19 protein-coding genes are annotated in these 20,713 nt (G+C 60.0%); 15 read left to right on the forward strand and 4 right to left on the reverse strand.

Translation table 11 applies throughout. The annotated features are described in order from the left end of the window. Positions 1-8: 8 nt before the first annotated feature. From BN5935_RS12035 to BN5935_RS12045, 3 genes are all read right to left on the reverse strand, one after another. Entirely contained in the window at positions 9-1,463 is a 1,455-nt protein-coding gene (locus BN5935_RS12035; protein ID WP_064976302.1) for a TolC family protein, read from the reverse strand. Positions 1,464-1,573: 110 nt separating this feature from the next. Next, positions 1,574-2,650 (reverse strand): dihydrofolate reductase family protein, encoded by a 1,077-nt coding sequence (locus BN5935_RS12040; RefSeq protein WP_082944132.1) that lies wholly within the window; start codon positions 2,648-2,650, stop codon positions 1,574-1,576. Continuing rightward, entirely contained in the window at positions 2,641-3,798 is a 1,158-nt protein-coding gene (locus BN5935_RS12045) for a metallophosphoesterase (RefSeq protein ID WP_064976303.1), read from the reverse strand. The genes BN5935_RS12040 and BN5935_RS12045 overlap by 10 nt, the downstream gene beginning before the upstream one ends. A 182-nt stretch (positions 3,799-3,980) precedes the next feature. Between BN5935_RS12045 and BN5935_RS12050 the strand changes: the two genes are divergently transcribed. The 15 genes from BN5935_RS12050 (at position 3,981) to BN5935_RS12120 (ending at position 20,331) form a co-directional block, all read left to right on the forward strand. Next, on the forward strand, positions 3,981-5,336 hold the full coding sequence (locus BN5935_RS12050) for a DcaP family trimeric outer membrane transporter (RefSeq protein ID WP_204244912.1): 1,356 nt from the start codon (positions 3,981-3,983) through the stop codon (positions 5,334-5,336). A 173-nt stretch (positions 5,337-5,509) separates the two neighbouring features. Beyond that, positions 5,510-6,706 (forward strand): mechanosensitive ion channel family protein, encoded by a 1,197-nt coding sequence (locus tag BN5935_RS12055; protein ID WP_064976305.1) that lies wholly within the window; start codon positions 5,510-5,512, stop codon positions 6,704-6,706. Positions 6,707-6,711: 5 nt separating this feature from the next. Further along, entirely contained in the window at positions 6,712-7,020 is a 309-nt protein-coding gene (locus BN5935_RS12060; protein ID WP_064976306.1) for a DUF4491 family protein, read from the forward strand. Between the two features lie 19 nt (positions 7,021-7,039). Next, on the forward strand, positions 7,040-8,122 hold the full coding sequence (locus BN5935_RS12065) for a CapA family protein (RefSeq protein ID WP_235821089.1): 1,083 nt from the start codon (positions 7,040-7,042) through the stop codon (positions 8,120-8,122). Between the two features lie 112 nt (positions 8,123-8,234). Then, complete coding sequence (gene rbr, locus BN5935_RS12070) at positions 8,235-8,813, forward strand: rubrerythrin (protein ID WP_064976307.1); 579 nt, start codon at positions 8,235-8,237, stop codon at positions 8,811-8,813. Between the two features lie 402 nt (positions 8,814-9,215). Further along, the gene (locus BN5935_RS12075; RefSeq protein ID WP_235821090.1) at positions 9,216-10,202 is read left to right on the forward strand and encodes a glycosyltransferase; all 987 of its coding nucleotides are present in this window, start codon (positions 9,216-9,218) and stop codon (positions 10,200-10,202) included. A gap of 268 nt (positions 10,203-10,470) precedes the next feature. After that, on the forward strand, positions 10,471-11,226 hold the full coding sequence (locus BN5935_RS12080; protein ID WP_082944133.1) for a porin family protein: 756 nt from the start codon (positions 10,471-10,473) through the stop codon (positions 11,224-11,226). Between the two features lie 6 nt (positions 11,227-11,232). After that, on the forward strand, positions 11,233-12,435 hold the full coding sequence (locus BN5935_RS12085; protein ID WP_082944134.1) for a S41 family peptidase: 1,203 nt from the start codon (positions 11,233-11,235) through the stop codon (positions 12,433-12,435). A 159-nt stretch (positions 12,436-12,594) separates the two neighbouring features. Beyond that, positions 12,595-14,268, forward strand: coding sequence for an energy-dependent translational throttle protein EttA (ettA, locus tag BN5935_RS12090; protein WP_064976310.1), 1,674 nt, complete (start codon positions 12,595-12,597; stop codon positions 14,266-14,268). A gap of 153 nt (positions 14,269-14,421) precedes the next feature. Further along, positions 14,422-15,765 carry a histidine--tRNA ligase gene (gene hisS, locus BN5935_RS12095; protein ID WP_064976311.1) on the forward strand — a complete coding sequence of 448 codons (1,344 nt, stop codon included), beginning with the start codon at positions 14,422-14,424 and terminating at the stop codon, positions 15,763-15,765. 37 nt (positions 15,766-15,802) lie between these two features. Further along, positions 15,803-17,374 (forward strand): S41 family peptidase, encoded by a 1,572-nt coding sequence (locus BN5935_RS12100; RefSeq protein ID WP_064976312.1) that lies wholly within the window; start codon positions 15,803-15,805, stop codon positions 17,372-17,374. 104 nt (positions 17,375-17,478) lie between these two features. Further along, positions 17,479-17,775: a DUF3276 family protein gene (locus BN5935_RS12105; RefSeq protein WP_064976313.1), complete on the forward strand. Its 297-nt coding sequence runs from the start codon at positions 17,479-17,481 to the stop codon at positions 17,773-17,775. A gap of 103 nt (positions 17,776-17,878) precedes the next feature. Next, positions 17,879-18,820, forward strand: a complete 942-nt coding sequence (locus BN5935_RS12110) for a polyprenyl-phosphate transporter (RefSeq protein ID WP_064976314.1) — start codon at positions 17,879-17,881, stop codon at positions 18,818-18,820. 2 nt (positions 18,821-18,822) lie between these two features. After that, a complete protein-coding gene (locus tag BN5935_RS12115) occupies positions 18,823-19,560 on the forward strand; it encodes a shikimate dehydrogenase family protein (RefSeq protein ID WP_064976315.1) in 738 nt (245 codons plus the stop codon). Positions 19,561-19,590: 30 nt separating this feature from the next. Then, on the forward strand, positions 19,591-20,331 hold the full coding sequence (locus tag BN5935_RS12120; protein ID WP_235821091.1) for an energy transducer TonB: 741 nt from the start codon (positions 19,591-19,593) through the stop codon (positions 20,329-20,331). Positions 20,332-20,445: 114 nt separating this feature from the next. Here BN5935_RS12120 and BN5935_RS12125 read toward each other — a convergent pair whose 3' ends face one another. Further along, positions 20,446-20,655, reverse strand: a complete 210-nt coding sequence (locus BN5935_RS12125) for a putative signal transducing protein (protein WP_064976317.1) — start codon at positions 20,653-20,655, stop codon at positions 20,446-20,448. Positions 20,656-20,713 lie beyond the last annotated feature (58 nt).

Raw genomic sequence — 20,713 nt, forward strand, 5'->3', positions numbered from 1 at the left:
TAGTATTTTTATTTTTTGTCGTAATGAATCGCCTGTGCGTCGTTGCGGCGCGCATAGGCCGGGAATTCGTCGCTGATGCCCGCGGCTTCGAGCAGTTGGGCCAGCAGCAGGTCGTAGTTGTAGGCCGCCTGCAGGCGTTCGGTGCGGATGCCCGCGAGGTTCAGCTCGGCGTCGATCAAATCCGACGAGGAGCTCATGCCCTCGAGGAACGCGGCGTTCTTCATCCGCAGGTACTCCTCGGCAAAGGCGATCGAAGCGTCGATCGAGGTCATCTGGTTGCGGTAGTTCATCAACTGGTTGTAGAGCTTCTCCACCAGCACCGAGATATCCTTTCCGGCCTTGTTCTGCAATTCACCCACGCGGCGCGCCGTCTGCTTGGCCGCCGAGTATTTGTATTCGCGGTTCAGACCGTCGAAGATCTTGATGTTGACCCCCACGCCCACGGCCCAGCGGGGCACGAGACCTGCGACCTGATAGTTGTAGAACGATCCGCCGCCGATAGCCGCCACCTGCGGCAGGAAGTTGGCGCGCTGGGCGCGGATGCCCTCCTCGGCCAGTTGGCGTTTGAGCGACACCTGACTCAGCAGCGGGTTGCGTATCTGTGCGAGGTCTTGGTAGTAGTCCAGCTCCTCGACGTTCGCGAGTATGAACATCGCCGTCACGGGCTGCCACTCTTTTTCGCGGCCCAGCGTGTTGGAAAGTGCGCTGGCAATGGTCTCGGCCTGCAGTTTGGCGTTGGCCAGCTCGCGTTCGGCCTCGGCCATCTTGAAGGCGACGTAGAGGCGTTCGCTCTGGGCGATCATGCCGTTCTTTTCGAGCGCAATGGCATCCTGCAGGTGCTTGCGCACCCCTTCGACCACCTGCTGACGTACCTCCACGACCTGCGTGGCGAGGGCCAGTCCGAAATAACGCTCCACCAGTTCCGAGATCAGCGCGTTGCGGGTCTGGTTGCCCTGCTCGACGGCGCTCTTTTCGTTGATCTTCGCGGCACGGTTCGCGGCGTTGATCTTGCCGCCCATCCAGATCGGGAGGGTCACTTCGCCGCCCACGAATCCGAGGCTTTGGTCCTGCACCTTGAGGAACCAGTCGGCGTTCATCATCGGGTTCAGCAAACCCTGAATGCCCTGTATGATGGTCGGGTCGGTAATCATGCCGCTGCCGAGTATCTTGCCCGCAAGGTCCTTGGCCGGGCCTTTCATGTCGTTGAAATCGAACCCGATGTCCTTGGCCATGTAGGCGTAGGCGCCCGTGACGTTTATCTGCGGCATGCGCAGGCCGATGGCCGCGCGGCGTTCCTGCTGGGCGGCGCGCTCCTCATAGGCGGCGGCCTTCATCGCAGGGTTCTCCGTGAGGGTGACGGCGATCGCCTCGTCGAGCGAGATCATCTGACGCTCCCCCTGCGCCAACGCGAGCGCCGGAACCATCGCCGCCGCCACGAAGGCGATCTTGACTGCTTTTCTCATAGCTTTATTCGTTTATGGGGCAAATATATAAGTTCTTGCGATATCTTCAGCGGCCCATGCGTCATTTAGGACATTTATAGACCTTTATGGACACAAAATGAGCCGATTTGTCATTGCAGGTGGGCATTGGCCTCACGAACCCCGCCCGCCAGCGAGGGATACACCCGCACTTCGACACCCGCCTCGCGCAGGGTCTGCGCCCCGCGGCAGCAGACGAAACGGTCGGGTTCGTACAACGCAAAGACCACGCGGGCAAAGCCGTGGCGCAGGATCAACTGCGTGCAGCTCTCGGGTTCGCTGCTGCGCTGCGAACAGGGCTCCATCGAGGAGTAGATCGCCGCACCGCGCAAGTCGGCTCCGGCGTCCAGCGCCTTGCGGATGGCCTCCTGCTCGGCGTGGTGCGTGGGCGAAGTCTCGTGGGTATGGCCCGTGAACGTGCGTCCGTCCGTCAGCACGACCACCGCCCCCACGCAATACGAGGTGGCGCTCGGCGTGCAGAGCCGTCCCGCGGCGACCGCCTGCGCCAGATAGCCGAGGTCTTCGGCCGTGGTGTCGGGACGGAGCGTGCAGGTCGTGACCTCCATGCCGTCCACCTCCTCGTGCCGGCATTCGGCGCCCGGCGGAGGTGTGAACACGAACCGCGCACCTCCCCTTTCGGGCCCGAGCGTCAACTGCGGATTGACCGCCCGGCGCACCTCGTCGGCCATCCCTTCGGCAAGGAACATTCCGAGTATCCGTGCGCCCCCTTCGACCAGCAAACTTTCGACGCCGCGCTTTTCCAACTCGGTGACAATGTAACCGGTCGTTATTGAACCGTCGGTTGAGATAACCTCCGCAATATCCTCTAATTCGGGAATTTCCGTTTGCGAGAAAACATAACGGTCGGCATCTCCCTCGGTGAAGAACCGCATCGCCGGGGAGAGCCCACCCGAACGGGTGACGGTGACTTTCGCCAGATCGGGACGCACTCCCCGTGCCCGCCGCAGTTCGCGGACGGCGGGATCGCGCAGCAACAAGGCGGGATTGTCGCGCCGCAGCGTTTCGGCCCCGACGAGGATGGCGTCGTGCGCGGCACGCAGCCGCATCACCGCCTTCCAGTCCCCGGGAGTCGAGATCATGAGCCGTTCGGGACTGTTGTCGTCCAGATAACCGTCGGCCGTCGTGGCAAATGAAAGAGTTACTCGCATCGCTTCAAGGTGAACAGGGTGACTTCGGGCCATGCGCCCAGTCGCATGGGGTATGCAACATATCCCGTGCCGTCGTTGACATAAAGTGTGTGGCGGCCCGCGTCGTAGCGGCCGCTCCAATGTTCGTAAATCCACGATGCGGGCGACCAGCCGCGCCCCCACGGGCGGATTTTGAACTGCATCGAATGAACGTGTCCGGCCAGCGTCAGGTCGCCGTACCCCATCGCGGTGATCTGCTCCCAGAGCTGCGGCAGGTGGACCAGCGTGATGTTGTAGAGCGAGTCGGGAACCCCGGCGAAGGCTTTGGCGATGCCCGGAGCCGGGAGGTCGCGGTCGTGGCGGCGGTCTCGCAGCGCAGGGTCGAACGAGATTCCCGTGAGCGAGATGCTGTCTGCGCCGCGCCGCAGGTAGACGGTCGTGTCTTCCAGCACGCGCCATCCGATCGACCGCTGGCGGGCGACCACCTCGCGGGCTTCGGCGGCGGCCGGGAAGCTCACCGAATCTTTAATATAGGTACCGATGTCGTGGTTGCCCGTCACGGACCACACGGGGCCTTCGATCTGCCGCAGGAGCGTCAGCATGCGTTCGTCGAGCTCCCCGGCGCGGATGTTCACCAGATCGCCCGTGAAGAACACGGCATCGGGCCGCAGGGCGTTGATGCACTCGGCAAGGCGTGTGAGTTCGCGCCCCGGGCGGACGATCGTGCCCACATGAGTATCGGTGATCTGCACGAAGCGGTAGCCGTCGAAAGCCTCCGGAATGCGGTCGGAGACGATCTCCACCTCGTTCACACGGATCGACGTGCGGCCCCACGTCGTGCCCCAGAGGAAGAAAATCGTGAGCCCGGCTGCAACGACATACCCCGTGCGGCGCAGGTGCACGAAGTTGAAGACATAGAACGCCAGTCGCGGCAGCACGGTGACGATCCACCCCCAGAACAGCCACATATAGAGGTACATCAACCCCGTGCCGTTGTCGGGGTTGAGCGCGCTGATGACCGACGAGATGATCGGCAGTGCGTCGGTTGCGGCGGCCCACGCTATCAGGGCTTTGCGCCGCGGAACATGCCGCCGCCTGCTGCGCCGGAAATGGATGAAATCCGCTGCAATGGCTATCAGGGAGAGAAAAAACGTCATCAGAAAAAGCATATACCTTATATTTTAAAGGCAAAGATAGTAAAATTTGTTTTATACCCGCTTCTTAAGCGGGCAGCCCCTAAATACCGGTTCTTAGCCGGGCGGGTGGCATGTAAGTTGCGGAGATGGCGGCTGGGTATTGACACTCTTGAATATGAGCGAGAACATTAAAAAAAACTAAATTTATTCGGCTTATGAAAACTTTTCGACTATTGATTGTGGCCCTGCTGCTTGCGGGCACGGCGTCGGCTCAGCGTTTCGAACGCAGGGCCATGCGCGGCGACTATTCGCCGACGGTCTATCTGATCTCTGTGCGCGAGACGGACACCCTCTACAACTACAATCCCGCCGCTGCGCGGCAGGCCGCGGCGCTCAACCGGATGGCCATGGACAACGCCACGCAGGACTATATCGACACCCACCGCCCCGGCTTCCAGCAGACGGAGAAACCCCAGTTCGTCTTCGCCTCGAAGAACAACCGTTTCTCGTTCTCGCTGGGCGGCTTCGTCAGCCTCCGCGCGGGATACGATTTCGACGGCATCGTCGACAATATCGACTTCGTGCCCTACGATATCCCGGTCCACGGCAATTACAACACCAAGCAAAAGCTGATGATGGACGCTTCGACCTCGCGGATCTTCATGAAGGCCATCACCAACACCCGGGCGCTGGGCCGCGTGGTGATCTATATGGACGCCGACTTCCGCGGAGGCGCCGAGGGCAGCTATACGCCCCGCGTGCGCTCGGCCTACGTCTCGTTTCTGGGTTTCACGCTGGGACGCGACGTGACGACCTTCTGCGACCTCTCGGCAGCCCCCACGACCATCGACTTTCAGGGTCCCAACGCCTATAATTTCAATTTCGCGACGCTGATCCGCTACGAATACGCCTTTGCGGACAACCACTTCAAATTCGGCATCGCGGCCGAAATGCCCGAGGTGAGCGCCACTTACGGCGACAACTTCAAGCCCATGCACCAGCGTGTTCCCGACGTCCCGATGTACTTCCAGTATGCGTGGGGCGCCAACCGCGACAGCCACATCCGCGCCTCGGGCGTGCTGCGCAATCCCTATATGTTCAAGGTGTCGAAGGACTCCGACACCTCGCTGCTGGGCTGGGGCGTACAGTTGAGCGGTACGATCAAGGTCTGCACCCCCGTGCGTCTCTTCATGAACGGCGTCTACGGCGAAGGCATCACGCCTTATATTCAGGACCTCACGGGTTCGGGACTCGACTTCACGCCCAATCCCGAAGACCCCTCGCTCGTGCGCACGATGCCGATGTGGGGATGGCAGGCCGCCGCGCAGATCAACCTGACCCGCCGTCTGTTCGTCTCGGGAGGCTACTCCACGGTCCGCGTGCAGCGCAGCCACGGCTACTACACCGACGACCAGTACAAGCAGGGCCAGTACATCTTCGGCAACATCTTCTACTCGCTCACCCCGCGCTGCAAGGTGGCCGGCGAATACCTCTACGGTTCGCGCAAGGACATGAACAACGACAAGGGGCACGCCAACCGCGTGAACGTGATGTTGCAGTATAACTTTTAACCCACTTAAGAAGTGGGCTTTAAGGGCTGCTGTAAGACTTTGCACCTCAGAACCCCATTTCCGCTACGATTGATTACACCATTACAAGGGATTGCACCCCTGTAATGGTGTAATTTATGTTTTGTTCCCGTCCAGCTTTTTGCTACCTTTGCATTCAGACTAATTGACGAAAGATGGAAGACCTGAACACCCTCGTGGCCCAATGGCTGGCTGAAGCCGGATGGAACGAGTCGTATATCACGCTGACCACCAAAGCGATCATCATTCTGGGCATTCTTCTCGTGGCCTTCGCGGTGACGGTCGTGTTCCGGCGGCTGATCGTCCCGGCCCTGCAGAAGATCAGCGCCCGGACCAAAGCCACATGGGACGACTATCTTTTCAGCGACCGCGTGATGCACTGCACCGCACGGCTGATCCCGCCCATCATCTGGTACGCCCTGCTCCGGGCGGCATTCTACGATATGCCCCTGCTGCTCGACGTGCTCCACAAAGGGTGCATTATCTACCTGATCGTCGTCTTCCTGCAACTCGTCGCGGCTTTTTTGGATACGCTCTACGACATTTCGAGCCGCCACGAAACGCTGCGCAACCGCCCGCTGAAGGGTGTCTACCAGATGATTAAACTGCTGGCCGTGTGTGTCGGCGTAATCCTCATCGTCAGCATCCTCATCGGCCGCGACGCCACGACCATTCTGGCCGGACTGGGCGCCTCGGCGGCCATCATCATGCTGATCTTCCGCGACAGCATCCTCGGACTGGTCGCGGGCGTGCAGCTCTCGGCCAACGACATGCTGCGTCCCGGCGACTGGATCACGATGACCAAATACGGCGCCGACGGCTATGTGACCGAGGTGACGCTCACGACGGTCAAAGTCCAGAATTTCGACAAGACCATCACCACCATCCCGCCCTATGCGCTGGTCAGCGACTCGTTCCAGAACTGGCGGGGCATGTGGGAGAGCGGCGGACGGCGCATCAAGCGCTCGCTGCTGATCGACGCCAGCACGGTGCGCGCCCTGACCGGGGAGGAGCTGGCGGCACTGAGCAAAAAGCAAATGGTCGAGGCCGGCGACGCGGCGGAACCCGTCGTCAACCTCTACGCTCTGCGGGAATACGCGGCGCGTTACATCAAGCACCACCCGGAGATCCATCCCGACCTGATGCAGATGGTCCGGGCGCTGCAACCCACCCCGGAGGGTATTCCCATCGAGGTCTACTGCTTCACGCGCGACACCAACTGGGTGGCTTACGAGGCCGTTCAGGGGGCTGTTTTCGACCACCTGCTGGCCGTTCTTCCCGAGTTCGGACTGCGGTGTTACCAGCGCTCCTCCGACCGCGACGCGGACATTGAAACCGATTCGAAACAATAATACGAATGGAACTTTTAGCGCAATACAACCTGACAGGCATCGTCATCGGCGTTGCCACGTTCCTGATTATCGGCATCTTCCATCCGATGGTCACCAAGGGCGAATATTATTTCGGCGTGAAAATCTGGTGGCTGTTCATGGTGATGGGCATCGCCGCCGTCATCGGCTCGATCGCCGTGCGGCATATCCTCTGGTCGACGCTGCTGGCCGTGTGGGGCGCGTCGTCGCTCTGGTCTATCGGCGAGCTGTTCGAACAGCGCGAGCGCGTGGCCAAGGGATGGTTTCCCGAAAACCCCAACCGCAGGAAAAAGTAATCGCCGCCCGACGTCAGCCATGCGAATCCGCCGGACATATCTTCTGGCCGCCGTGTTCTTCGCCGCAGTCTGCTGTACGCCCGCGGGAGGACCTGCACGGCGCACGCCGTCACAGCCTGCGGGCTGGACGGGCCCCGGACAGGTTCCGCCGCCCCAGCGGATGAACCTGTGGTTCGGCGGCGACGTGATGCAGCATATGCCGCAGGTCGAGGCGGCGCGGCGCGGCGGACGGTTCGACTACCAGCCCGTCTTTGCGGCCCTCGCGCCCCGGATGCGGGCGGCCGACCTCGCGGTCGTGAACCTCGAAACCACCCTCACCCGCCGGGGACACTACACGGGTTACCCGCTGTTCCGCTCGCCGACGGCGCTGGCCGATGCCCTGCGCGACGCGGGTGTGGATGTCGCCGTGCTGGCCAACAACCACTGCTGCGACGGCGGTGCCGAAGGCATCCGCACGACGATCGCCGAACTGGACCGCTGCGGAATACGTCATACGGGTGTGTTTGCCGACAGTGCTGATTACAGGAAAAATAACCCGCTCTACTTAAAGTATTGCGGCATGCGGCTGGCCATCGTCAACTATACCTACGGCACCAACGGCATGCCCGTCCCTGCGGGTACGATCGTCAACCTGATCGACACCGTGCGCATGGCCTCCGATGTGGCCGAAGCCCGGGCCGCCGGGGTCGATTTCATCGTCGCCTGCCTCCATTGGGGCAACGAGTACGAACGGCGGGAGAATGCCCGACAGCGGACTTTGGCCGCATTTTTGCGTCGCCACGGGGTCGGCGTGGTGGTCGGAAGCCATCCGCATGTCGTGCAGCCGTGGCAGGCCGATTCGTCGCATGTGGTGCTCTATTCGCTGGGCAACCTGGTCTCGAACCAGCGGCGGCGCTACACCGACGGCGGACTGGTGGCTGCGGTCGGGGCTGTCCGCCATCCCGACGGACGCATGAGCTACTCGCTCGAAGCCACCCCCGTGTGGGTCGCGCTGCCCGGCTACCGCATCCTGCCGCCCGAGGCCGCCGACACGATGGAGCTGCCCGCGGCCTACGGCGTGTTCCGCACCGACGTCGGGACGCTGACTGAAAACGGTCTATAAATAAACCGAATAGCCCTATAAAAACAACCGATGGCAAATTTTTGGACTTTATTCCGGGAATTTGTTATCTTTGTAACAGTAAAACGAAACACACACTAACATTTATAGAATTATGGAAAAGAGCATCAAAGGTACACGCACCGAGCAGAATCTGCTGAAAGCCTTCGCAGGCGAGAGTCAGGCTCGCAGCCGTTATGTATTTTTCGCCAGCAAAGCCAAAAAAGAGGGTTACGAACAGATCGCAGGTGTCTTTGCCGAGACTGCCGAGCAGGAGAAGGAGCACGCCGAGCGTTTCTTTAAGTTCCTCGAGGGCGGCGACGTGGAGATCACGGCCAGCTACCCCACCGGCCCCATCGGCACCACGGCCGAGAACCTGCTGGCGGCTGCCAAGGGCGAGAACGAAGAGTGGGATGTCCTCTACCGCGAATTTGCCAAAGTAGCCGAGGAAGAGGGCTTCATGGAGATCGCCACTGCATTTAAGATGATTTCCACGGTCGAGGCCGAGCACGAGCGCCGCTACCTGAAGCTGCTGAGCCGCCTGACGGACGGTAATTTCTTCAAGCGCGACGGCAAGATCTGGTGGCAGTGCCGCAACTGCGGTTTCATCATCGAGGCCGAGGAAGCTCCGAAGCTCTGCCCTGCATGCAAGCACCCGCAGGCATACTTCGAACCCAAGAAGGAGAACTATTAATCGGTCCCGGACCGATACGGCGAAGGCGGAATCCCCCGGTTGGGATTCCGCTTTTTCTATTCCCGAAAGACCCGGGTTACAACTATTCGACGGGCGGTGCGGATACGCCGTATGGGTAACGGGCTTGCGGGAGGAACCGTTTTTTTCTTTATGCGAAACAAAGCTGTCATTTTTTCTTTATCTTTGCCGAACTATGAAAAAAATAGCCTTTATCCACGAAAACTACCCCTTGGGCGGAGCCGAGAAAGTGACGTCGGACATCTGCGCCTATTATGCGGGGGGGGGAAATACAAGCCCTTCATTTTTGTAAAGAACTTCCATGAGGAGTTTCTGAGCGACCGGGAACGCGAGTCGCTGGAGATCATCGAACTTCCCCGGGAACCCCAATTCCAATCCATGGCGATGGCCCGTCTGATCGCCGGCCTTATCCGGGAGATGTCGATCGACGTCATGGTGATCCCTGTCCATCCGCTGAAATATCTGGAAATCATCCGCCGGGAGAGCGGCAACCGTTGCAAATTCGTCTTCCACCACCACAGCAGCCCGTTGTGGGAGGTAGAAAACCGCATCTCGGTCAAACTCCACGCCGCCAAGACGAGCGGTTCATGGCTGAAGACTCTGGAATGCTATCTGTTCAGCATCCCCAAGGAGCGGTTGTTCAAAGCCTACACACGGCGATTCTCACGCATATACCGTCGGACTTATGCCGCTGTGGACCGCTATCTCGTGCTGTGCGAAGAGTACCGCGGGCAGATCGAACGGATTGTGAAGGTCTCTCCGGCCGATTCGAAAGTTCGGGCGCTGACCAACCCGCATATCAACCGGAGCACTCCCGACCTACACAAACACAGGGAGGTGCTGTATGTCGGGCGCCTGAGCTATGCCGACAAGCGTGTCGACCGTCTGCTGCGCATCTGGAGTCAGGTCGAGGCGGATTTTCCGGATTGGGAGCTGAAAGTGGTCGGCGACGGACGTGAGCGCCGGAATCTTGAAAAGATGGCTGACGATCTGGGATTGTGCCGGGTGCGTTTCTGCGGCCATTCGACCCGTGTCGAGGAACATTACGCTACGGCGGCCATCCTGTGCCTGACCTCATCGTTCGAGGGATGGGGCCTCGTGCTGGTCGAAGCGCAGGCCGCAGGCGTGGTTCCGATTGCGTTCGGGTGTTCCGGCGGCGTCCGCCGGATCGTGGGCAGCGACCGAAGCACCGGTATTCTGGTCGCTCCCTTCGACGAGAGGGCCTATGCCGAAGAACTGGCGGCTCTGATGCGCGACGAGGAGCTGCGCCGTGCGATGCAGCCTGCAATGATCGCCAAAGTGTCCGAATATTCGCTCGAGAACACGGGCAGGATGTGGGACCGCATGTTCGACGAACTGACCGGCGAATGAAGCCATAGTGTCAATAAAAAGCCCGGAAAAGGAGTTCGCTCCCCTTCCGGGCTTTTCCGTATGAGTTCCGGGGCTCAGAGCCAGCGCAGGTCGCCCTGCTCCGCATGCAAGCACCCGCAGGCATACTTCGAGCCCAAGAAGGAGAACTATTAATCGGACTTACGGTTCGCATCCGGCCGCACCTCTTCAAAGGAGGTGCGGTTTTTTGTAAAAAAGATGGTATTCCCGGGAAAAACATATATTTTAGTATTCCCAAATTCTATTGTAGATGAAAAAATCTCGACTTTTCAACGGATTCCCGACCTTGCGGCCCTGCTGGGCCGCAGCATTGCTGTTGACGCTGGTCTGTTCGCTCCCTGCCGCGGCCCAATGGCGCGTCGGCGTTACGGCGGGCTACTCATACAACAAGCTGTGCATGGACACGGGCTACGCCTACGACATGCGCTACGACGAGCGCGGCGGCTTTACGGTCGGTATTCCCGTGCAATACGACTTCTTCGACTGGCTGGGCGTGCGCGCCGAGGTGGATTTCGTGCAGAAAGGACACAAGATGCACCGTACGGATATCTTTCAGAAAATGTACACCGATACGCGCAACAACTACCTGCAAATCCCCGTGATGGCCAGTTTTTCGTTCGGCGGACAGCGCGTGCGCGGATTCCTCAATGCCGGCGGCTACATCGGCGGCTGGCTGTCGAGCCACCGCAGCGGCGTAGCGTGGCGCTGGTTCGGCGATGAAGAGGGTGACAAGGATGGAATGATTACCTCCGGCAACCGGTATGAATTCGACGAAAAGGTCCCGTTTTATTCGCGTCGCGACAGGCGTTTCGAGGCGGGCCTTGCGGGCGACTTGGGTGTCAGTTGCCGCATTACGCCGCGACTGGAGGTGCAGGTCGAGGGACGCTGTTACTATGCGTTGACCGACATGCAGAAGGATTACATGAAATTCCGGATTCCCCGCTACAACACCACGTTCGTCGTTCAGGCGGGCTGCAACGTCATTTTAGGTAAAATTAAAAACTAAACGGCCATGAGACACCTTAAATATATGTTGCTCCTCTTCGTCGCACTGCTGACTTCCGCCTGCCGCGACGAAGCTCCCGAGCTGATGAATCCCAACGAACGGCAGTTGCTCAACACGCCGTCGCAGGTCTTCGAGTCCTTCTGGCACGGCATGAACAATTCCTACGTCTTCTGGGATGTCGACCCCACGGACTGGGACAAGGTCTACGACGACTACCTGCCCCGCTTCCGGGAACTGGACAAACTCGAAACCGTGAAGACCGAAACGTTGCAGGAGCTCTATGATGAGATATGCAAGAACCTTGTGGATCATCATTATGCCCTTCAGATTTACAATCCGCAGGCTTCTCCGGAGGAGGTCGAAGAAGGAGATGTCTGGACATGGACGTATCCCGGGGCCGATGAAGTCCGGGCCCGCGACTATTACCACGAGCCTTTCTATCGGAAGGACTTATTGTCCTGCATCGGCAAATACGAATCGGAAGGCCGTATCTCGGATTTCGTAATGGGGGAAAACGAGGCAATGTATGCCTGTTCGTACAACATCGACGACGGGATCATTTACCTGCGTCTTTCGGCGTTCATGATTTACGAAGCCAAAAGGGACGATCCGAACGATACGGTCCTGAATGCCGTCGACAACTACCTGCGGCTGGTTATGGAAACCCCCGAAATCAAAGGTGTCATTCTCGACGTGCGCGGCAACGGCGGCGGTTACCTGAACGATAGCAAATATACGCTCCGCCCGCTGATCGATAAAGAGCTGCTGATCAACTACACCCGCACCAAGGAGGGACTGGGACGTTTCGATTACGGGCCGTGGGTTCCTTCGATCCTTGCCCCGGCGGAAGAACACCGCAAGGTGGAGGCTCCGATCGTCGTGCTGGCGGATGTCAATTCCGTAAGCATGTCCGAAGCGACAGCCATGGCGGTTTCGAGCTTTCCCAACGGCTGTGTCGTCGGAGAACGTACGTTCGGCGGGCAGGGAACACTCACTGGTAACTACAAACTCTTCTATTGCGGACAGATCGAAAACTATGCTGTAGATATCTATACCACGACCGTGGTGACGAAGGACGTAAAGGGCGTCATCCATGAGGGCGTGGGCATTGTGCCCGATATCGAGGTGTTCTACGACGAAGAGGCGATGAAGGCCGGCAGGGACGTGCAGCTCGACCGGGCCGTCCAGTATATCCATACGGGCGAATAGCCGTTTCGAAGAGATACGCAGATACGCGGCGCCGCAGCGGGAATATACCGTTGCGGCGTTGTCGCGAGATGCTCATTGCAAATATTCAAGGTCCGAAGATTTAAAATTCCGGAATTTCATTGTATCTTTGTCCGAATACGAAAAATCAGCATTTACTATATGGCAGACGAAAAAATCATCTTTTCGATGGTCGGCGTAAGCAAGACCTTCACCAACCAGAAACGGGTGCTCAACAACATCTACCTCTCCTTTTTCTACGGCGCCAAAATCGGCATCATCGGTCTGAACGGCTCGGGTAAATCGACCCTGATGAAGATCATCGCCGGACTGGACAAGAATTTCGACGGCGAAGTGGTCTTCTCGCCCGGTTATACGGTGGGTTACCTCGAGCAGGAGCCCAAGTTGGACGACTCGAAGACGGTCCGCGAGATCGTCGAGGAGGGCTGCGCGGCTACCGTGGCACTGCTCAAGGAGTACGAGGAGATCAACATGAAGATGTGCGAGCCGATGGATGACGACGCGATGGCCAAACTGATCGACCGTCAGGGCGAGCTGTACGAGAAGATCGACCAGTGCAACGGCTGGGAGCTGGACAGCGTGCTGGAGCGCGCGATGGACGCCCTGCGGTGCCCCGATCCCGACGAGCCGGTGAAGCACCTCTCGGGCGGTGAGCGCCGCCGTGTGGCCCTGTGCCGCCTGCTGTTGCAGCAGCCCGACGTGTTGCTGCTCGACGAGCCCACCAACCACCTCGACGCCGAGTCGATCGACTGGCTGGAACAGCACTTGCAGCAATACAAGGGTACGGTGATCGCCGTGACCCACGACCGTTATTTTCTCGACAACGTCGCCGGGTGGATTCTCGAACTCGACCGCGGCGAGGGCATCCCTTGGAAGGGCAACTACTCGGGCTGGCTCGACCAGAAGACCACCCGCATGGCCATGGAGGAGAAGCAGGAGTCGAAGCGCCGCAAGACCCTCGAACGCGAGCTGGAATGGGTGCGCATGTCGCCCTCGGGCCGTCATGCCAAGTCCAAGGCGCGTCTGTCGGCCTACGACAAGATGATGAACGAGGACACGAAGCAGAAGGAGGAGAAGCTGGAAATATTCATCCCCAACGGCCCGCGTCTGGGCGACGTGGTGATCGAGGCGCACGAGGTTTCGAAAGCCTTCGGCGACCGCGTGCTGTACGAGGGGCTGGAGTTCTCGCTGCCCCCTGCCGGCATCGTGGGCGTCATCGGCCCCAACGGTACGGGCAAGACCACCCTCTTCCGGATGATTATGGGTCTCGAGGAGCCTACGAGCGGTTCGTTCCGCGTGGGCCCGACGGTGAAACTGGCCTATGTGGACCAGCAGCACAAGTCGATCGACCCCGAAAAGACGGTTTTCGAGGTGATCTCGGGCGGTCTGGACCTGATGACGCTGGGCAACCGGCAGGTCAACGCCCGCGCCTATGTCGCCCGTTTCAACTTTTCGGGAGCCGATCAGGAGAAGAAGTGCGGCATGCTGTCGGGCGGCGAGCGCAACCGCCTCCATCTGGCACTCGCGCTCAAGGAAGAGGGCAATGTCCTGCTGCTCGACGAGCCGACCAACGACATCGACGTCAATACGCTGCGGGCCTTGGAGGAGGGTCTCGAGAACTTCGCCGGATGCGCCGTCGTCATTTCGCACGACCGCTGGTTCCTCGACCGTATCGCCACGCACATTCTCTCGTTCGAGGGCGACTCGAAGGTGGTCTTCTACGAGGGTTCCTACTCGGAGTACGAAGCGTGGAAAAAGGCGCAGGGCGGCGACACGCAGCCCCACCGCGTACGTTACAAAAAACTGATGGCATAACCCGAAACCGATTAACGAATATCGCCGTCCCGCAATTCCGACGGGCGCAGTCACGGCCTCCGGCCGTGTATGCAAGTCTGACCAACCCCCAAGCTACCACCGAGGCGGGGGTTTCCGAGGCAGGAAGGCCCGGACGGTAAAAAACAGTCAAATATGGCACAGAAACCTTCGATTCCCAAGGGCACGCGCGACTTCTCCCCCGCGGAGATGATGCGCCGCCAGTATATTTTCGATACGATCCGCCGCGTCTTCCGCGCTTACGGATTCGCGCCGCTCGAGACCCCCTCGATGGAGAACCTTTCGACCCTGCTGGGCAAGTACGGCGACGAGGGCGACAAGCTCCTGTTCAAGATTCTCAACTCGGGCGATTATGCCGCCGGACTCTCGGACGAGGAGGTTCGTTCCGCATCGAAAATTTGCGAAAAGGGTCTGCGCTACGACCTCACGGTGCCTTTCGCCCGTTACGTCGTGCAACATCAGGGCGAGCTGACGTTCCCCTTCAAACGCTACCAGATTCAGCCCGTGTGGCGCGCCGACCGTCCCCAGAAGGGGCGTTACCGCGAATTCTACCAGTGCGACGTCGATGTGATCGGCACGCGCTCGCTGCTGTGCGAGGTCGAACTGGTGGAGATCGTCGAGCGGGTTTTCAAGGCCCTCGGCATCCGCGTGGCGTTGAAGATGAACAACCGCAAGATTCTGTTCGGCATCGCCGAAGCCATCGGCCACGCCGACAAGATGATGGACATCACCGTCGCCATCGACAAGCTGGAGAAGATCGGACTGGACAACGTGAAGGCCGAGCTGATGGAGCGCGGACTCGGGCAGGAGGCTGTCGATAAGCTTCAACCGATACTTGAACTGAGCGGCGACAATACGCAGAAACTCAATCAACTGAAAGAGGTGCTTTCCGTTTCCGAAACGGGTATGAAAGGTATCGGGGAGATGGAGACCGTTCTGGGTTATGTGGAGCGGCTGGGCATCGACCTGACGGTCGAACTGGACCTTTCGCTGGCACGCGGTTTGAACTACTACACCGGCGCTATCTTCGAGGTCAAGGCGCTCGATTTTGCCATCGGTTCGATCTGCGGCGGAGGTCGTTACGACGACCTGACGGGCATCTTCGGCATGCCCAACACCTCGGGCGTGGGCATCTCGTTCGGCGCCGACCGCATCTACGACGTGATGACGGGGCTGAACCTCTTTCCCGAGGAGGTCAACTGCTCGCCCCGCGTGCTGTTCGTGAACCTCGGCACGGAGGAGGAGGCCGCCGTGCTGCCCGTCCTGCGCACGCTGCGCGGGGAGGAGATCGCCTCCGAAATCTATCCCGAGGCGGGGAAGATGAAGAAGCAGATGGAGTACGCCAACCGCCGCGGCATTCCCTATGTGGTGATCGTGGGATCGCAGGAGCTCGAAGCCCGGGCCGCAACCGTCAAGGATATGCGCACGGGCGAACAGCAGCAGGTTCCGTTCGACAAGATCGCCGACTTTGTAAAATAATCCCGGCCCCTCTGCGGGCCGACAACCGAATTGCAGCATGCGCCGATTATTCGTCATACTCGCCACCCTCTGCGTCCTGCCCCTCGCGGCGCAGAACGCGGACGACGCGCAACAGTTCCAGAAACTGGCGCAGGTTTTCCGTTATCTCTCGGGGCTTTACGTCGACGACGTGGAGATGAAACCCATCGTCGAAGGGGCCATCACGGGCATGCTCGAGGAGCTGGACCCCCACTCGGCCTATATCGGCGCCGAGGAGATGAAAGGTGTGCAGGAGAGTTTCGACGGGGAGTTCAGCGGCATCGGCGTCGAATTCAACGTGCTGCGCGACTCGGTCATCGTCGTGAACACCATTGCCGGAGGACCTGCCGAGCGGGTCGGCGTGCGGGCCAACGACCGCATCGTGCGCATCGACACGCTCGATGCCGTGGGCATGGGGCGCGCCGACGTGCCCAAATACCTGCGCGGCAAGCGCGGCACGAAGGTCGAGATCGACGTCGTGCGTCACGGTACGCCGGGGCAGTTGCATTTCGTGATTGTCCGCGACAAGATTCCCCTGAACACCGTCGATGCCGCCTACCGGGCCGGCGACGGCATCGGGTATATCAAGGTCAACCGCTTCGGCCGCACCACGATGAGCGAATTTGCGGAAGCCTACCGCAAGCTGGGCAAGCCCAAAAGCCTGCTCCTCGACCTGCGGGGCAACGGCGGCGGACTGCTGGAACAGGCCGTCGAAATGGCGGGATTCTTCCTGCCGCGCGGAGCCGCGATCGTCTCCACGGAGGGGCGCGCCGTGCCTGCGATGACGTTCCGCGCCCAGAGCGACGGCGAGGACCTCAAGGGGCGCCTTGCGGTGCTGATCGACGAGGCATCGGCATCGGCGTCGGAGATCGTCGCAGGAGCCGTGCAGGACTGGGACCGTGGCATCGTCGTGGGCCGTCCGAGTTTCGGCAAGGGGTTGGTGCAGCGGCAGATCGGACTGCCCGACGGTTCGGCCGTGCGTATCACCGTAGCCCGCTACCACACCCCCTCGGGGCGTGTCATCCAGCGTCCCTATGAAAAGGGCAAACGCCGCGAATACTACCTCGACCACCTGCGCCGTTACGACGACGCCACGCGCGATTCGCTCGACGCTGGGGCTCCGGCCTACCGCACGCTGCGCACGGGCCGCACGGTCTACGGGGGCGGCGGCATCCGTCCCGACGTGCTCGTCGAGGCCGACACGACCGGATTTTCGGATTACTATGCCGAGCTGATCCGCCGGGGCATCGTGGCCGATTTCGTCGGCGACTGGCTCGACCGCTCGCGCGACAGCCTATCGCGCCGTTACCCCACGTTCGAGGCATTCGATGCCGGATATACCCCCTCGGACGCCGTTCTCGACGGCCTCGCCAAACTCGGCGGGGAGCGCGGCGTGAAGTTCGATGCCGCGGGATTCGCCGTTTCGGAGCCCGTCATGCGGGCCCAGCTCAAGGCCCTCGCCGCCCAGCGGCTGTTCGGGACCGGAGCCTATTTTCAGATCGTCAATCCTGCCCTGAGCCCGGCCTACGCCCGTGCGCTGGCCATTCTCGAAGCGTGGGACGAACAGGGGGCTCCCGTGCTGGAACCTTGAAAATAGTCCCGTAAGTATTTGGAAGTTCGCGTTTTTTTGCATAAATTCGTTATGCAACCACGAATTCACATAGCGAAAGACTAACTCTCAAAAAAACCGACTCCATGCTACCCCAAGTTCAGGTCCGTCGCGAAGGCGAGGATTACGCCGACCAGATTCTGTCCAAGGCCGTGAAAGCGGGCCGGAGGACCTATTTCTTCGATGTCAGGGCCACGCGCGGCGACGATTACTTCCTGACCATCACCGAGAGCCGCAAAATCACGGGCCCCGACGGCTCGGCGACCTTCGACCGCCACAAGATATTCCTGTACAAAGAGGATTTTTCGAAATTCGCCGAGGGTTTCAACGAGGTCGTCGAGTTCATCCGCCGCGCCAAGGGAATTCCCGAACCGGAGAAATAGGCCCGCAACCGGGTTATGAAATTGTGAAATCCCTGCCCGCCGCATCGGTGTCCGGGGATTTTTCGTATCTTTGCGCTTAAATCAAAAATACGCAGACAGATTTATGAAATTTTCCCGGTACATCATACTGGCACTCAAAGGGTGCGCCATGGGTATGGCCGATGTCGTCCCCGGCGTTTCGGGCGGCACGATCGCTTTTATATCAGGTATTTACGAGGAACTGCTCGACTCGATCCGCAGTGTCAACGCCACAGCGCTCAAACTGCTGCTGAAATTCCGCCTCGCCGAGTTCTGGCGCCATATCAACGGACGCTTCCTGCTGCCCGTGCTGCTGGGCATCGCCATTGCGATCTTCTCGCTGGCGCGGCTGATGACCTACCTGCTCGTAAACCACCCCATCGCCATCTGGTCGTTCTTCTTCGGACTGATCGTGGCTTCGGCACTGCTCGTCGCCAAACAGATCGGTCGCTGGGACTGGCGGACCGTGCTGGCGTTCGTTGTCGGGGCCGTCGCGGCGTGGTGGATCACCGTCGCGACGCCCGCCGAAACCCCCAACGACTGGTGGTTCGTGATGTTGTCGGGCGCCATTGCCATCTGCGCCATGATCCTGCCCGGCATTTCGGGAGCCTTCATCCTGCTGTTGCTGGGTAAATACCAGTATATCATGCACGCCGTCGGGGAATTCAACATCCCGGTCATCGTGGTCTTCGTCATCGGAGCCGTTGCGGGCATCATCTCGTTCTCGCATCTGCTGTCGTGGCTGCTCAAACACTGGCACGACGTCACGGTCGCGGTGCTGATGGGCTTCATGGTCGGGTCGCTCAACAAGGTGTGGCCGTGGAAAGAGACCGTGGAGACCTATCTCGATAGCCACGGCGTCGCACAGCCCCTCGTGCAGACTAACATCGCCCCCGGGACCTTCGAACAGCTCACGGGAGAGCCCTCGCTGCTCACGCAGGCCATCCTGCTCGGCATCGTGGGATTTCTGGCCATCTACGGCATCGAGCTCATCGCCCGCATCATCGTCAAAAAACAGGAGGAATAGCCATGCGGCGCTTCGGACTGATCGGCCGGCCGCTGGGCCATTCGGCGTCGGCCGCCTACTTCACGGAAAAGTTTAAGTCGGAGGGGATAACCGATTGTGAATACTCGCTTTACGAACTGCATTCAATCGAGGCGCTGCCCGCCCTGCTGGAACGCCTGCCCGAACTTTGCGGACTGAACGTCACCATTCCCTACAAACGCGAGGTGATGGACTTTCTGGATGCGGTGTCGCCCGAAGCACAGGCTATCGGGGCCGTCAACTGCATCCGCCGCGCGGCGGACGGGAGCCTCACGGGCTACAATACCGACATCATCGGCCTCCGGGCCGCATTGGATGAGCTGCTGGGCGGTGAACAGCCCTCGGCGGCGCTGATCCTCGGCACGGGAGGCGCTTCGCAGGCCGTGCAGTATGCCCTCGCCGAGCGCGACATCCCCTTTGCACTGGTTTCGCGCGACGCTTCGAAAGGCAACTACACTTATGATAATTTGCCGTGCGAGGTCGTGGAGGAGAGCCGGCTGATCGTCAACGCCTCGCCTGTCGGGACCTATCCCCGCGTCGACGATGCCCCCCGTATCCCTTACGGCTACGTTACGCCGGAACACTATTTGCTGGATTTGGTTTACAATCCGCCCCTGACGCAGTTCCTCTCCTACGGGCAGCAGCGCGGGGCGCATATCCTGAACGGCCGGACGATGTTCGTCGGGCAGGCCGAGGGGGCTTGGCGGATATGGAACGATTAAAGCGATACTTCAACCAACGCTCATAAAACCATGAAAACTAAATTCTTGGTATTGTTTCTATTCGTGACTTTCTGGGGCGCGGCATCGGCCCAGCAGGAGTTGACGCCGCCCAAATTCAACGGTGCGGATGTGGAGTATTTCATGCGCCGCCTCGTGGGAGAGTTCGAAAAGGTAGCCGTGGCGCGGCAGATTCCCGCCGCGGAGATTTCACCGCGCGTCGCGGTGGCTTTCAAGGTGGACAGCACGGGCAGTGTCAGCGAATGGCGCTTCCGCGACAGCACCTCCGAGGGGCGCGACCGTTCGGAACTGCCGGCCGCCAGCGAAGCGACCCGTGAGGCGATGACCGAGGCGTTCTCGCGTCTCGGGGGCTGGATTCCCGCTGTGGACGCCGAAGGCCGCAAGGTCGATTACACGCTGCGGCTGACGCTCCGCCTGCCGGTCGAGAAGATCGTTCGTGCGCAGGACCCCGATCCCCTGCTCTTCATGGGTGAGAATCCCGACAAGAGTTTCTACGCGTGGGCCTACGAACGGCTGCGTTACGACGACCGGTTCAAGAATGCCGGCGGCGTGGTCCACATCCGCTTCTACGTCGAGCCCGACGGCAAGATCACCCTCGGCGACGTCGAGAAATCGCCCGACGAGCGTCTTACGAAAGAGGTGATCCGCGTGATCCGCAACAGCCGGGGCAAATGGACGCCCCGCAAGGTTCGCGGCGTGCCCCAGCGCACGGCCTATGTGTTCCGGATGAACTTCATCCCCGAAAGCCACTGATCCGCTTAAGAAGCGGGCTTTAGGGACTATAGACGGCCCCGGGTCCATCGATCCCCCGAGATAGCCGAATATAAAAAAGGCTTCACCGCAAACGTGAAGCCTTTCTTTATTCCCTTACCTGTGATGCAGCATCGTGCGGGCCTTTTCGTAGTCTTCCTCGCGGACGACGACCTGAGCGGGCATGGTGCCGATCGGATAGATGGCCGACATATATTCGTTGCGGATCGTCGACCAGATGCCGGCGCTGTCGAGCATGGATTTGCTGATTTCGGCTTCCGTGATGGTGTTGTACTCCGCCAGTACAACCAAAGTGTCGTCTTGCATAATTTCCCGGTTTTGGTTGGATATTTAAAGTTAAGCATTTTGTTGATAAAATGCAAGA

The sequence above is a fragment of the Alistipes provencensis genome (assembly GCF_900083545.1).
In the GTDB taxonomy this organism is placed as follows: Bacteria; Bacteroidota; Bacteroidia; order Bacteroidales; family Rikenellaceae; genus Alistipes; species Alistipes provencensis.

Bases quoted from the DNA above. Each gene is read 5' to 3' on its own strand.
- BN5935_RS12035 (WP_064976302.1), bottom strand. From the start codon at position 1,463: ATGAGAAAAGCAGTCAAGATCGCCTTCGTGGCGGCGGCGATGGTTCCG.
- BN5935_RS12040 (WP_082944132.1), bottom strand. From the start codon at position 2,650: ATGCGAGTAACTCTTTCATTTGCCACGACGGCCGACGGTTATCTGGAC.
- BN5935_RS12045 (WP_064976303.1), bottom strand. From the start codon at position 3,798: ATGCTTTTTCTGATGACGTTTTTTCTCTCCCTGATAGCCATTGCAGCG.
- BN5935_RS12050 (WP_204244912.1), top strand. From the start codon at position 3,981: ATGAAAACTTTTCGACTATTGATTGTGGCCCTGCTGCTTGCGGGCACG.
- BN5935_RS12055 (WP_064976305.1), top strand. From the start codon at position 5,510: ATGGAAGACCTGAACACCCTCGTGGCCCAATGGCTGGCTGAAGCCGGA.
- BN5935_RS12060 (WP_064976306.1), top strand. From the start codon at position 6,712: ATGGAACTTTTAGCGCAATACAACCTGACAGGCATCGTCATCGGCGTT.
- BN5935_RS12065 (WP_235821089.1), top strand. From the start codon at position 7,040: ATGCGAATCCGCCGGACATATCTTCTGGCCGCCGTGTTCTTCGCCGCA.
- rbr (WP_064976307.1), top strand. From the start codon at position 8,235: ATGGAAAAGAGCATCAAAGGTACACGCACCGAGCAGAATCTGCTGAAA.
- BN5935_RS12075 (WP_235821090.1), top strand. From the start codon at position 9,216: ATGGCCCGTCTGATCGCCGGCCTTATCCGGGAGATGTCGATCGACGTC.
- BN5935_RS12080 (WP_082944133.1), top strand. From the start codon at position 10,471: ATGAAAAAATCTCGACTTTTCAACGGATTCCCGACCTTGCGGCCCTGC.
- BN5935_RS12085 (WP_082944134.1), top strand. From the start codon at position 11,233: ATGAGACACCTTAAATATATGTTGCTCCTCTTCGTCGCACTGCTGACT.
- ettA (WP_064976310.1), top strand. From the start codon at position 12,595: ATGGCAGACGAAAAAATCATCTTTTCGATGGTCGGCGTAAGCAAGACC.
- hisS (WP_064976311.1), top strand. From the start codon at position 14,422: ATGGCACAGAAACCTTCGATTCCCAAGGGCACGCGCGACTTCTCCCCC.
- BN5935_RS12100 (WP_064976312.1), top strand. From the start codon at position 15,803: ATGCGCCGATTATTCGTCATACTCGCCACCCTCTGCGTCCTGCCCCTC.
- BN5935_RS12105 (WP_064976313.1), top strand. From the start codon at position 17,479: ATGCTACCCCAAGTTCAGGTCCGTCGCGAAGGCGAGGATTACGCCGAC.
- BN5935_RS12110 (WP_064976314.1), top strand. From the start codon at position 17,879: ATGAAATTTTCCCGGTACATCATACTGGCACTCAAAGGGTGCGCCATG.
- BN5935_RS12115 (WP_064976315.1), top strand. From the start codon at position 18,823: ATGCGGCGCTTCGGACTGATCGGCCGGCCGCTGGGCCATTCGGCGTCG.
- BN5935_RS12120 (WP_235821091.1), top strand. From the start codon at position 19,591: ATGAAAACTAAATTCTTGGTATTGTTTCTATTCGTGACTTTCTGGGGC.
- BN5935_RS12125 (WP_064976317.1), bottom strand. From the start codon at position 20,655: ATGCAAGACGACACTTTGGTTGTACTGGCGGAGTACAACACCATCACG.